Annotated in this window: 9 protein-coding genes and 4 tRNA genes; all 13 read left to right on the plus strand. The window is 29.4% G+C overall.

The features are described 5' to 3' along the window. Positions 1 to 45: 45 nt before the first annotated feature. The 13 genes from IC175_RS17815 to disA all read left to right on the plus strand — a co-directional run bounded on the left by IC175_RS17815 (position 46) and on the right by disA (position 14,323). Positions 46 to 121, plus strand: a tRNA-Lys gene (locus IC175_RS17815). A 7-nt stretch (positions 122 to 128) separates the two neighbouring features. Next, a tRNA-Cys gene (locus tag IC175_RS17820) sits at positions 129 to 202 on the plus strand. A 7-nt stretch (positions 203 to 209) separates the two neighbouring features. Next, positions 210 to 286: transfer RNA gene (locus IC175_RS17825), tRNA-Arg, on the plus strand. A 12-nt stretch (positions 287 to 298) separates the two neighbouring features. Continuing rightward, a tRNA-Val gene (locus tag IC175_RS17830) sits at positions 299 to 374 on the plus strand. Positions 375 to 448: 74 nt separating this feature from the next. After that, positions 449 to 862, plus strand: a complete 414-nt coding sequence (locus IC175_RS17835; RefSeq protein WP_227437120.1) for a hypothetical protein — start codon at positions 449 to 451, stop codon at positions 860 to 862. Positions 863 to 1,165: 303 nt separating this feature from the next. Next, entirely contained in the window at positions 1,166 to 4,597 is a 3,432-nt protein-coding gene (locus tag IC175_RS17840; protein ID WP_227483617.1) for a pyruvate carboxylase, read from the plus strand. 239 nt (positions 4,598 to 4,836) lie between these two features. Beyond that, positions 4,837 to 6,765, plus strand: coding sequence for an elongation factor G (locus IC175_RS17845; RefSeq protein WP_227437116.1), 1,929 nt, complete (start codon positions 4,837 to 4,839; stop codon positions 6,763 to 6,765). A gap of 491 nt (positions 6,766 to 7,256) precedes the next feature. Beyond that, complete coding sequence (locus IC175_RS17850) at positions 7,257 to 7,721, plus strand: CtsR family transcriptional regulator (protein WP_227437114.1); 465 nt, start codon at positions 7,257 to 7,259, stop codon at positions 7,719 to 7,721. A gap of 6 nt (positions 7,722 to 7,727) precedes the next feature. Then, the gene (locus IC175_RS17855) at positions 7,728 to 8,222 is read left to right on the plus strand and encodes a UvrB/UvrC motif-containing protein (RefSeq protein ID WP_227437113.1); all 495 of its coding nucleotides are present in this window, start codon (positions 7,728 to 7,730) and stop codon (positions 8,220 to 8,222) included. Positions 8,223 to 8,237: 15 nt separating this feature from the next. Next, complete coding sequence (locus tag IC175_RS17860) at positions 8,238 to 9,263, plus strand: protein arginine kinase (RefSeq protein WP_227825399.1); 1,026 nt, start codon at positions 8,238 to 8,240, stop codon at positions 9,261 to 9,263. Beyond that, entirely contained in the window at positions 9,250 to 11,697 is a 2,448-nt protein-coding gene (locus tag IC175_RS17865; protein ID WP_227825400.1) for an ATP-dependent Clp protease ATP-binding subunit, read from the plus strand. Before IC175_RS17860 ends, IC175_RS17865 begins: the two co-directional genes overlap by 14 nt. A gap of 179 nt (positions 11,698 to 11,876) precedes the next feature. Further along, on the plus strand, positions 11,877 to 13,250 hold the full coding sequence (gene radA / locus IC175_RS17870) for a DNA repair protein RadA (protein ID WP_227437108.1): 1,374 nt from the start codon (positions 11,877 to 11,879) through the stop codon (positions 13,248 to 13,250). Between the two features lie 2 nt (positions 13,251 to 13,252). After that, on the plus strand, positions 13,253 to 14,323 hold the full coding sequence (disA, locus tag IC175_RS17875) for a DNA integrity scanning diadenylate cyclase DisA (protein WP_227437106.1): 1,071 nt from the start codon (positions 13,253 to 13,255) through the stop codon (positions 14,321 to 14,323). Positions 14,324 to 14,395 lie beyond the last annotated feature (72 nt).

Genomic DNA, 14,395 nt, shown 5'->3' on the forward strand with positions numbered 1-14,395 from the left:
CTGGAGGTCGTGAGTTCGACTCTCATTATCCACCCCAACTAATATGGTCTATTAGCTCAGTCGGTAGAGCACCTGACTTTTAATCAGGGTGTCCCGCGTTCGAGTCGCGGATAGATCACCAAAAAGGTGGCGACATAGCCAAGTGGTAAGGCAGTGGACTGCAACTCCTTGATCCCCAGTTCGAATCTGGGTGTCGCCTCCAATAAAATGCGCTCATAGCTCAACTGGATAGAGTGTCTGACTACGAATCAGAAGGTTAGGGGTTCGAGTCCCTTTGGGCGCACCATATAAACATCGAGGGATTATAGCTCAGCTGGGAGAGCACCTGCCTTACAAGCAGGGGGTCACAGGTTCGAGCCCTGTTAATCCCACCAGTGCAAACCTCTAGTAATTTTACTAGAGGTTTTATTTTTGATTAAAAAAGATTTATATTTAGGAGGTAAAAAGTTTGTATATAATTATAGGAAATGAAATAGTTGATAGTGAAGAACTTAAAATAATAATAGATAAGAATAGTAAGTTCAAAGTTGAAAAGGATTTGAGTAAAAGCACAAAAAGAGAGGACATAATAGCTTATCAATTAAGTATAAATATGGATTATTTAGATACTATTATAAGTGAGCAAGATGAATATATCACCTTATCTGATGAGGAAAAATTTGATGAATATATGACTTTATCTGATGAACTTGCACTAGGTTTAGAAGAACTTATGCCAAAGTACACAATAATAAATGCTAGAGCATATAAATTAGATGAGGTAGAAGGAGTAGTAAAAATAATACTAGTTATAGCATATGCAGATTTAGGTCATCTAAAACTTTCTGATGTAATAAAACGTTTGTTAAGACAGATAGATTAAGATATGAACTATATTGAGAAAAGTATGTGAAATATTACGTAAAGATGAAAATAATTATGTAAACAGAGAAAAAAATAGTATAAAATAAGGTCAATTGTAGAAATTTTCACACAAGTTTGTCTGAAATCCCATAAAAAACCCCTTAATTTTAGTGAGGTAAATTGAGTTTATACAGTCTAAAAATTATATATATTTATAAATTTATCTTATTAATTAAGGAACTTGCTTAAACATCTTCAAAAATAAAGTATTTTAGTCTATAATCTTTAATATTACACAAACAATAAAGGAGAAGAATAGAGTATGCTTAAAAAGTTTAATAAAATACTAGTAGCTAATAGAGGCGAAATAGCTATAAGAATATTTAGAGCCTGTTCAGAATTGGGGATAAAAAGTGTTGGTATATATAGTAAAGAAGATAAATACGGATTATTTAGAACAAAAGCAGATGAATCATATTTAATAGGGGAAGGCAAAGGTCCAATAGATGCATACTTAGATATGGATGGAATAATAGACTTAGCAAAGAGAAAAAAAGTTGACGCTATACATCCAGGATATGGTTTTCTAGCAGAAAATGCAGAATTTGCTCGTAAATGTGAAGAAAATGGAATTACTTTTATAGGCCCATCATCTAAAGTAATGAATATGATGGGGGATAAGATAAACTCTAAAAAAATTGCAAAAGAAGTTAATGTTCAAACTATACCAGGGGTGGAAAAAGCAATAAGAAGTACTGAAGAAGCAAAAGAAGTTGCAAATAAAATAGGTTATCCTGTTATGATAAAAGCATCTAATGGTGGTGGCGGTAGAGGTATGAGAATCGTACATCATGAAAAAGATTTAGAGCTTGAATATGAAACTGCTTGTAGTGAATCAAGAAAAGCTTTTGGTGAAGATATTATATTCATAGAAAAATATATAGCTGACCCAAAACATATAGAAGTTCAAATATTAGGGGATAACTATGGAAATATAGTTCATTTATACGAAAGAGATTGTTCTGTTCAAAGAAGACATCAAAAGATAATAGAATATGCACCAGCATTTTCATTAGATGAAAAAGTAAGAAAAGAAATATGTGATGATGCAGTCAAGTTATCAAAATATGTAGGCTATTCTAATGCAGGGACACTAGAATTCTTAGTAGATGCAAATGGTGGTCATTATTTTATAGAAATGAATACAAGAGTACAAGTTGAGCATACTGTAACAGAAATGGTTACAGGAATAGATATAGTTCAAAGTCAAATATTAATAGCTCAAGGATACAGCCTAGATAGTGAAGAAATAAATATAAAATCACAAGATGATGTTGAAATAAGAGGGTATTCTATCCAATGTAGAATAACTACAGAAGACCCTAAAAATAGATTTATGCCAGACACAGGTAAAATTCAAGTTTATAGAACTGGTTCAGGATTTGGTATAAGACTAGATGGTGGAAATGGATTTACAGGAGCAAACATAAGTCCTCACTATGATAGTTTACTGGTTAAGACAATATCTTGGGATAGAACATTCCAAGGAGCAATAAACAAAACTATAAGATCTATAAAAGAACTTAGAGTTAGAGGTGTTAAGACTAATGTAGGATTCTTAGTTAATGTCTTAAATAATCCTATATTCTCAAATGGTAAATGTAGTACTAAATTTATAGATGAAAATCCAGATTTATTTGAAATAACAGAAAGTAAAGATAGAGGAACAAAATTACTTCAATTTATAGGTGATGTAATTGTAAATGATAACGCTTGTCAAGAAAAACCATTATTTGATGCGTTACATGAACCAAGAATGAATAAAGATGGTTCAAAGGCAGAAGGAAGTAAGATACTTTTTGATAAGTTAGGTAAATCTGCATATATAGAAAAAATAAAAAATGATAAAAGACTATTATTAACAGATACAACAATGAGAGATGCACATCAATCATTATTGGCAACAAGATTAAGAACATATGATTTATTAAAAGCTGCTAAACCAACAGAAAAATATCAAAAAGATTTATTCTCACTTGAAATGTGGGGTGGAGCTACTTATGATGTTGCATATAGATTCTTAAAAGAGTCACCTTGGCGTAGATTACAAAAACTAAGAGAAGAAATACCAAGTATAATGTTCCAAATGTTGCTTAGAGCATCAAATGGAGTTGGATATAAAAACTATCCAGATAATGTAATAGAAGAATTTACAAAAGAGTCTGCTAAACAAGGAATAGATGTATTTAGAATATTTGACTCATTAAACTGGGTTGAAAATATGAAACCATCTATTAATACAGCTCTAGAAACTGGAAAAATAGTTGAAGCAACTATGTGTTATACAGGTGATATATTAGATAAGACTAAAACTAAATATGACTTAGAATATTATATTAAGATGGCAAAAGAGTTAGAAAGTTTAGGAGCAGACATAATAGCAATAAAAGATATGTCAGGACTTCTTAAACCATATTCTGCTTATACATTAGTTAAAGAACTAAAGAAAAATGTAAAAGCACCAATACATTTACACACTCATGATACAAGTGGAAATGGTGTGGCAACTTGTTTGATGGCATCAGAAGCTGGTGTAGATATAATTGATGCTGCATTAGAATCTATGGCAGGACTTACAAGTCAACCATCACTTAATGCAATAGTAGAAGCTCTTAAAAATACAGAAAGAGATACAGGTATAGATTTATTTGGATATGATGAGTTAGGAAAATACTATAAAGATTTAAGAAAAGTCTATAATAAATTTGAAAGTGACTTAACTAACTCTTGTGCAGAAATATACAATTTTGAAATACCAGGAGGTCAATATACAAACTTAAAACCTCAAGCTGATAGTTTAGGATTAGTTAATAGATTTGATGAAGTTAAAGAAAAATATAAAGAAGCTAATGAAGTTGTAGGAGATATAATAAAAGTAACACCATCTTCAAAAGTTGTAGGAGATTTAGCTATCTTTATGACTAAAAATAAATTAGATAAAAATAATATAATAGAAGAAGGTAAGAACTTATCCTTCCCAGATTCTGTTGTAGACTACTGTAAAGGTATGATTGGTCAACCAGAAGGTGGAGTCCCAAAAGATTTACAAGAAGTAGTTTTAAAAGGCGAAGAAGCTATTACAGTAAGACCTGGTTCACTATTACCAGCAGAAGATTTTGATGACATAGCAAAATATCTAAATGAAAAATATGATATAAATGCAAATATAAGAAATGTTATAAGTTATGCTTTATATCCAAAAGTTTATGAAGACTATATTAAACATTTACAACATTATAATGATATATCTAAACTTGAAAGTGATGTATTCTTCTATGGATTAAATAAAAATGAAGAATGTGAAGTAGAAATAGAAGAAGGTAAAGTATTAACAATAAGATTAGTTGAAATTGGTGAAGTTAAAGAAGATGGATTTAGAACTATAGGCTTTGAATTAAATGGAATGGTTAGAGAAGTGGAAATAAAAGATAGAAACTTCTCTGGAAAAGTTACTAATGTTGAGAAAGCTGATATGAATGATCCACTTCAAATCGGAGCAAGTATACCAGGAAAAGTTATAAAAATAATGGTTAAAGAAGAAGATGAAGTAAAAGCAAATCAACCATTAATAGTTATAGAAGCAATGAAAATGGAAACTATAATAGTTGCTAAAACTGATGGAGTAATTAAATCAATTAAAGTAAAAGAAGATGATATGGTTGAAGATAAACAACTATTAATGATAATGAAATAATTGAATTGAAACAACTTATAAAACACTCTAAAATATTTTTATTAAATATTTAGAGTGTTTTTATTTGTTTAAATTAAATATTTGTTAAAAAAAAGAGGAAAATTATATCCCTATGTAGAAATAAAGCTAGTAAGGAAAATGTTATCTAAAAATTCTAAAAATAATAAACATTTTCTAGACTATTTCTTAGGAAATAACAGCTAAGAGAAAATACATAAATTTAAAAGGTGGGTGCTTATATGAAGGTTTATGATAGTAATATGTTGAGAAATGTAGCAGTATTAGGACATAGCGGATGTGGTAAAACAAATCTAATCGAAACTATAGCTTACACAGCAAACACTAATAAGATACCTAAATTAACTGACAAGGTAAATATGACTTATAGTATGGGATTAATACCTATAGAATATAATGACTATAAGTTTAACTTATTGGATACACCAGGATATTTTGACTTTAGCGGAGACGTTGTATCATCTCTTAGAGCAAGTGATGCAGCAATAATAGTAATAGATGCAACAGCACCTATTCAAGTTGGTACAGAGAAATCATTAGAACTAACTGAGAGTATTCCTAAGATAATGTTTATAAATAAAATAGATAATGAAAAAGCAAGATATAAAGATGCAATAGCAATGTTAAGAGAAAAATACAATAATAAGATAGTTCCAATGATAAGTCCTATATACAAAGATAAAAACTTTGTCAAGTTACATAATGTATTTGAAAATATAGATGATTTAGAAGGTGAATTTAAAGAACAAGCTATGAGTGTAAAAGAAGCTTTAATGGAACTTATAGCAGAAACAGATGATCAAATATTAGATAAGTATTTTAATGGAGAAGAGTTAACTACAGAAGAAATCCAAAAAGGTATTGTTATAGGTATACAAAGAGGAGATATTATACCTGTAATATGTGGTTCAACTATAAATAATATAGGAACAAAAGAAATTTTAGATACAATATCAAATTATCTAGAACCTATATTTACAGAAGAGAGTAAGCCATTTAAAGGATTAGTATTTAAAACTATGGTTGACCCATTTGTAGGAAAAATGTCATATATAAAAATTACTCAAGGTGCAATTTCTAAAGATAAAGAAGTTTTTAATATAAACAAAAACATAAAAGAAAAAATAGCTAACATATATACATTGAGAAATAGTGAGTTAGTTGAAATAGACAAAGCTAAGGCTGGTGATGTAGTAGTTGTAACTAAAGTTAATTCTCTAAAGACAGGAGATACTATATCTGTAGATAAAGATGCAGAAGCTTTAGATAAGATAGACTTCCCTAAACCACAAATATATTATGCTGTTAATCCTAAGAATAAGGGTGATGAAGAAAAGGTAGCTGCTGTATTAAACAAACTTGTAGAGGAAGACCCTACATTACATTGGTATAGAAATACAGAGACAAAACAAGCTCTTTTAGGAGGACAAGGGGAGCTTCATATAAAAACAATTAAAAATAAAATGAAAGATAAGTTCGGGGTAGATGTTGAATTAAATGACCTTAAAGTTCCTTATAGAGAAACTATAAAGGAAACAGCTGATGTACAAGGTAAGCATAAGAAACAATCAGGTGGCCATGGTCAATATGGAGATGTAAAGATAAGATTTGAAAGATGTGAATCTGATTTTGAATTTACAGAAGAAATATTTGGTGGGTCTGTACCAAAACAATATATACCAGCAGTAGAAAAAGGGTTAAAAGATTCTATGCAAAAAGGAGTATTGGCTGGTTTCCCTGTTACAAATATAAAGGCTACACTTTATGATGGTTCATACCATGATGTAGACTCTTCTGAAATGGCTTTTAAGATGGCAGCAAGTGCAGCATTTAAAAAAGGTATGGAGGAAGCTCATCCAATATTATTAGAGCCTATTATGAAACTTAAGATAACTGTTCCAGAAGAATATATGGGAGATGTTATGGGAGATATAAACAAGAGAAGAGGAAAAATATTTGGTATGGAGCCAGATAATAAAGGAAAACAAATAATATTTGCAGAGGCTCCACAAGCAGAAACATTTAAATATGCAATAGATTTAAGAGCAATGACACAAGGTAGAGGGTATTTTGAAATGGAATTAGAAAGATATGGAGAGGTTCCATCACAATTTGCAGAAAAAATAATTGGACTAGCTACTGCAAAGTAATAAAGAAGATAGAACATTAAATAATTAATATCCATCTATTATGTAAAATAATTTTGTAATTAAAACTAGGTATATACTTATTTTAAAGAAGTGTATATCTAGTTTTTATGTGTTTTTATAAAAAACAAGAAAAAACCAAATTAAAGTAATAAAAAATGTGAAGAATAAAAGATACTTTCTTAAACTGTTTTAATAAAAGAAAGTATCTTTTTATATTATTATTTTTAGAAATGTTTAATAATAATGATATGAAGGTATATTTACAAATACAAGGTATAGATACATTAAAAATCAATTAATAACCAATAATTTTAAGACTTAATTGTTATAAATGTAAGAAGTAGAAGATTATATTTAACAAAAGATGGACACCTTATTTAAATTATTATGAAAAAAATAAATTTACACAATTTAGGGCTTTAAAAATTTAAATAATAGGTGTAAAATAGTAGTCAAAGAAAGTCAAAATAAAAAGGTGTGTGGTGATATAAATGGCAACTATGACAGATATAATTGAAAAATTTATTAAAGATTTGATGGAAGAGGATAATAGTATACAGATTCAAAGAAATGAACTAGCAAACTTGTTTAGTTGTGCACCATCACAAATAAATTATGTTTTAACAACAAGGTTTACCATAGATAAAGGTTATTATATAGAAAGCAAAAAAGGTGGCGGAGGATATGTTCAGATAGAAAAAATACGAAGAAGCAAAGATGGACATATTAGAGAAATACTAAACGAAAGAATAGGAAGCCAAATATCCTATAAGAAAGCAAAAGAGTTGGTGGAAAGTTTGAGAGAATCAGACTTAATTAGTGAAAGAGAATTAAAACTAATATTATATGCAATAGATGATAAATCATTATGTATGCCAGTATATGAATTAAAAGAGAAGGTAAGGTCTAATGTTTTAAAGAATATAATAATAGGAGTATTTAGTATAGAGGAGTGATAATTTATGCTATGTCAAAAATGCAATAAAAATAAAGCATCTGTATATTATAATAAAATAGTCAATGGAGAAAAGACAGAAATGTATCTGTGTAGTGAATGTGCTAAAGAAAATACAGAGATGAATTTTAATTTAGATATGCCTTTTTCAATGATGGATATATTTTCCAACTTAGGATTTCAACCTAAAAAAGAGCTTGAAGAAAAGTTAGTTTGCCAAAAATGTAATATGACATATAGTGAATTTAAGAATAATGGAAGATTTGGATGCAGTGAATGTTATAATGCATTTAGTAGTCAAGTAAATCCAATGCTTCAAAATATACATGGTCATATAGAACATATAGGTAAGGCACCTAAAAAATCTTTTTATAAAATAAGTGTAGAAAATGAGATTAGAGAATTAAAAGAAGATTTGGATAGAGCTATAAAAAATGAAGAGTATGAATTAGCTGCTCAATTTAGAGATAAGATTAAGTATTTGAAAGGCTCTATTGACTAAGATTGGAGTGATATTATGAAAGAGAATATAGTCATGAAATCAAGAGTTAGGCTGGCTAGGAACTTGAGCAATTATCCTTTTCCAAATAGGTTAGATAAAGAGTGTGCTATGGAAATAATAGAAAAGGTAAAAAATGCATTTATGAATTCTAGTTTAGAACATAAAGAAGAGTTTGATTTCTATAAGATTGAAGATTTAGACCAATCTAAAAAGATGCTTATGGTTGAAGAGCATATGATAAGTCCAGACTTAGCAGAAAATGATAAAAGTGCTGTTATAGTAAAAAAAGATAAAACTGTAAGTATAATGATAAATGAAGAAGACCATATAAGAATACAAACTATGTGTGATGATTTAAATTTAGAAAATGCTTATAACATAGCAAATGAGATAGATGATTTATTAGAATCAAATTTAGAGTATGCATTTAGCACAAAGTTGGGTTATCTAACATCTTGCCCAACTAACACGGGAACTGGAATGAGAGCTTCTGTAATGATGCACTTGCCTGCATTGAGTCAATTAGGCTATATGGATGAACTTTATAAGATTTCATCACAAATAGGTATAGCAATAAGAGGTATATATGGAGAGCGAACAGAAGCATTGGGAAATATATACCAAATATCTAATCAGCTTACGCTTGGAAGAACAGAGTCTAATATTATAGAGAATGTAAGTGGTCTTACAAAGGATGCAATTTCAAAAGAAGTGAAAGCCAGAGAAATATTACAAAAAAAATTGGGTATAAAATTAGAAGATAAAATATTTAGGTCAATAGGAACACTTGAAAATTCAAGGGTAATGAGTAGTTCAGAGGCAATGAGTCATCTATCAAATATAAAAATGGGAATAGAAATGAACTATATAAAAAAACTAGATTTAAAAGCTATAGAACAACTTATGATAGGTATACAACCAGCACATCAGTCAATAATGTATAAGAGTGATGATGTTGAAAATAGAGATATAAATAGAGCAACATACATTAGAGAAACTTTGGAAAAATTAAGAGGAGGGATAAATTATGAACTTCAATAGATTTACACAAAGAGCTAAAAAAGCAATTGATTTAGCGTTTGAGTCTGCTAAAAACTTAGGGCATAATATTGTTGGAAGCGAGCATATACTTTTAGGGCTTTTAAAAGAAGAAGAAGGAATAGCTGCCAAAGTTCTAAGTAAAGTTGGATTTACAGAGGCTTATTTAGAAGGCAAAATAATTGATATGGAAGGTAAGGGCGAAGGAATTCCAGAAGACATAGTATTAAGCCCAAGAAGTAAACAAATATTGGAACTATCAGGAATGTTTGCAAATAAATTAAAAACAAATTATATAGGAACTGAGCATATATTATTAGCTATTATTCAAGAAGGAGAAGGAATAGCTAATAAAGTTTTGAACTATGCAGGTGTAAATGACAGAACTCTAGCCCAATTAACAATTGATATGATGGGTATGAGTGATAATAATCAATATAAATCAGAAAATAGTTACACGAGCAACCAAAATCAAACAGAGTCCAAGATTCTCGATAAATATGGAAGAAATCTTACACTATATGCAAAACAAAATAAAATAGACCCTGTTATAGGAAGAGAAAAAGAAATACAAAGAGTTATACAAATATTAAGTAGAAGAACTAAAAACAACCCTGTGCTAATAGGAGACCCAGGAGTAGGTAAAACAGCTATAGCTGAAGGTTTAGCAACAAATATAGCATTAGGAAATGTTCCAGAAACACTAAAAAGTAAAACTTTGTATTCTTTAGAGATGGGTTCATTATTAGCTGGTGCTAAATATAGAGGAGAATTTGAAGAAAGAATTAAAGAAGTTGTAGATGAAGTTGTTAAAAATGGAAATATAATTTTATTTATAGATGAGATGCATACAATAATAGGAGCTGGGTCTACAGGAGAAGGATCTATAGATGCGTCAAATATATTAAAACCTGCATTAGCTAGAGGAGAAATACAAGTTATAGGTGCAACAACAATAGATGAGTATAGAAAGCATGTTGAAAAAGACTCTGCACTAGAAAGAAGATTCCAACCAGTTATGGTGGATGAACCAAGTAAAGAAGATTCAATAAAAATATTAGAAGGATTGAGAGATAAATATGAAGCTCATCACAAAGTTAAAATAACTGATGATGCTATAAAAACAGCTGTAGAATTATCAACTAGATATATATCAGATAGATATCTACCAGATAAAGCTATAGATTTGATTGATGAAGCTGCATCAAAAGTGAGGCTAAAGGAAAATACTCCTCCAGCCGAAATAAAAAAATTAGAATTAGAAATAGAAAATATAGATAAAGAAAAAGAAGAGGCAGTAAGATGCCAAGATTTTGAGAAAGCAGCAAAAATAAGAGATGAACAAGGCATACTTAAAAAACAATTAGAAGATGTTAGAGAAAGATGGAATAAGTCATCTAAACATTCTGATTTAGTTGATGGAGAAGTCATTGCTGAAGTAGTAGGTTTATGGACAGGAATACCTGTTAATAAAATTCTTGAGGAAGAAGCTGATAGACTCTTAAAACTTGAAGAAATCTTACACAATAGAGTTATAGGTCAAGAGCAAGCAGTAAAATCTATTTCCAAGGCAATAAGAAGGTCAAGAGCAGGTCTTAAGGACCCTAATAGACCAATCGGCTCATTCTTATTTTTAGGACCTACAGGAGTAGGGAAAACAGAGTTATCTAAGGCATTAGCAGAAGTGCAATTTGGAGATGAAAATCAAATAATAAGAATTGATATGTCTGAATATATGGAAAAACATGCTGTATCAAGAATGATAGGTTCACCTCCTGGTTATATAGGTCATGATGAAGGAGGTCAATTAACTGAAAAAGTAAGAAGAAACCCATATTCAGTTATTTTATTTGATGAGATAGAGAAAGCTCATCCAGATGTGTTTAATATTCTATTACAAATTCTAGATGATGGTAGATTAACAGATTCAAAAGGAAGAACTGTTGATTTTAAGAATACGATTGTGATAATGACATCAAATGTTGGTGCATCTACAATTGGTAGACAAAAAACTTTAGGGTTTAGTATAGCTAAAGGAGATGAAGAAGAAAAGTCTCAATATGAAAAAATGAAAGAAAACATAATGGGTGAATTAAAGCAAAGATTCAGACCAGAGTTTTTAAATAGAATAGATGATATAATAGTTTTCCATTCATTAAATACAGAGCATATATCTAAAATAGTAATTTTAATGGTAGATAAATTACAAGAAAGACTAAAAGATATGGATATAAAACTAGAAATGAGTGATGAAGCTATAAAATTAATTTCTAAATCTGGATTTGATTTGGAATATGGAGCAAGACCTCTTAAAAGAGCCTTACAAAAAGAACTAGAAGATGAGTTATCTGAAGCGATTTTAAGAGGCGATGTAAAAAAAGGAAGTAATATAATAGCAAAAGTTAAAGATGAAAAAATAGTTTTTGAAACTAAATAATTCAATAGAGTTGCATTTTAAAATCTTATAGATATAAGCTTTAGGGTTTAAAGAAAATTTTAAGGGCAATGAATCTAAAATAATTCATTGCCCTTAATTATTTTTTTTAATCTTTACCTATTATCTTTCACATATGCTAAAATTATAGTATATAATAATAAATTAAGGATGATTAAAATATGGCAAAAATAAAAACTAAATATGTATGTCAATCTTGTGGATATGAAACAGCTAAGTGGCTTGGAAAATGTCCAGAGTGTACAAAATGGAATACATTTGTAGAAGAAGTAGATCAAAAAAGCACAAAAAAAGAGGTCTTTATAATAGATAAATCTTCATCTAAACCAGTTAGTATAACTTCAATAGAGAGTAAAGAAGAAGAAAGGTTTACAACAGACATAAAAGAATTAGATAGAGTTCTTGGTGGAGGGATAGTTAAAGGTTCTCTAGTACTTGTTGGTGGAGACCCTGGTATAGGTAAATCCACACTTTTAATTCAAGTCTCTAGTAATGTAGCTAATTTAGGAAAGACTGTTTTATATATAACTGGAGAAGAATCAGAATCACAGATAAAAATGAGAGCAAAAAGATTAGGTATTAATTCAGAAAATTTATATATATTTGCTGAAAATAATTTGAGTATAATTGAATCTTATTTAGAAAGTGTAAATCCACAATTAATAATTCTAGACTCAATTCAAACTGTCTTTAGTCCAGAAATATCTTCAGCACCAGGCACTGTCAGCCAAATTAAAGAAGGTACTTCAAAATTCATGAAGATTTCTAAAAAAATGGGAATTTCAACATTCATAGTTGGTCATGTAACCAAAGAAGGTTCACTAGCAGGTCCAAAATTATTAGAGCATATGGTTGATACTGTTTTATATTTTGAAGGTGAAAGATATAATACATATAGATTAGTAAGGGCTGTTAAAAATAGATTTGGTTCAACAAATGAGCTTGGAGTATTTGAAATGAGGGACTTGGGATTAGTAGAGCTTGATAACCCATCTAAGATTTTGATATCTGAAAAACCAAAAGATGTAGCAGGTTCAGTCATAATATCCACTGTAGAAGGTACAAGACCAATGCTACTTGAATTACAAGCATTAGTTTCACCAACAAGTTTTGGTATAGCAAGAAGAACATCTACAGGAGTAGATTATAATAGAGTTGGTATGTTATTAGCAGTCTTAGAAAAACGTGTTGGTCTGCAAATACAAAACCAAGATGTATATATAAATATAGTTGGAGGTATAAAGATAAATGAACCTTCGATTGACTTAGGAATAGCTATTTCTGTAGCATCTAGCTTTAGAAATATACCTATAGATGAAGATATAGCTGTTACAGGAGAGGTAGGACTTACAGGAGAAGTTAGATCAGTAAGTTTTATAGAAAAAAGAATTGCTGAGTGCAAAAAACTTGGCTTTAAAAAGATAGTAGTTCCTAGAAGTAATTATGATGTTGTAAAAGATACTAAAGGTATAGAAATATGGCCAGTAGACAACTTAAGACAAGCTATAAATATAGTACTTGGGAGGAATCAATAAATATGGAGAATTTTTTGGATAACAAAAATATGCTATATGCATTAAAAATGATATCTCCTGGAACCCCTCTTAGATTAGGCCTAAACAATGTGCTAAGAGCTAAGACTGGCGGTTTAATTGTAATTGCAACAAATGAAGATGTAATGAAAATAGTAGATGGAGGATTTGCTATAAATGCAGAGTATTCACCATCATATCTATATGAATTAGCCAAAATGGATGGAGCGATAGTTTTAAGTGGTGATGTAAAGAAAATATTATTTGCTAATGCACAACTTATACCAGATTACTTTATAGAAACGTCAGAAACTGGAACTAGACATAGAACGGCAGAAAGAGTAGCAAAACAAACTGGTGCTATAGTTATAGGAATTTCACAAAGAAGAAATGTTATAACAGTTTATAGAGGAAATGAGAAGTATGTGGTCGAAGATATATCTAAGATATTTACTAAGGCAAATCAAGCAATACAAACTTTAGAAAAATATAAAACAGTATTAGATCAAGCTATAACTAATTTAAATGCTTTAGAGTTTAATGATTTGGTAACTATTTATGATGTAGCGTTAGTCATGCAGAAAATGGAAATGGTAATGAGAGTTACAAGTATAATTGAAAAATATGTGATAGAATTGGGGGATGAAGGAACTTTAGTAAGCATGCAATTAGAGGAATTAATGGGTACAACTAGAATAGATCAGAAATTAATATTCAAAGATTATAACAAAGAAAATACTGAAATAAAAGAACTTATGAAAAAAGTTAAAAATTTAAATTCAGAAGAACTAATAGAATTATTTAATATGGCAAAACTATTAGGGTATAGTGGATTTTCAGAAAGTATGGATATGCCTATAAAAACAAGAGGCTATAGAATTCTTAGCAAAATACATAGACTACCAACAGCAATAATAGAAAACTTAGTAAATTATTTTGAAAACTTTCAAGAAATATTGGATGCGTCTATTGAAGAGTTAGATGAAGTTGAAGGAATAGGTGAAATAAGAGCAACATATATAAAAAATGGACTTATAAAAATGAAACAATTAGTATTATTAGATAGACACATATAATGAATTTTAAGTGAATTTTACTACTTTTTTCTTGAATATAATATACACTTTGGTCTATAATAGATAAGTATA

Origin of the sequence: Clostridioides sp. ES-S-0123-01 (assembly GCF_020658415.1) — a bacterium.
In the GTDB taxonomy this organism is placed as follows: Bacteria; Bacillota; Clostridia; order Peptostreptococcales; family Peptostreptococcaceae; genus Clostridioides.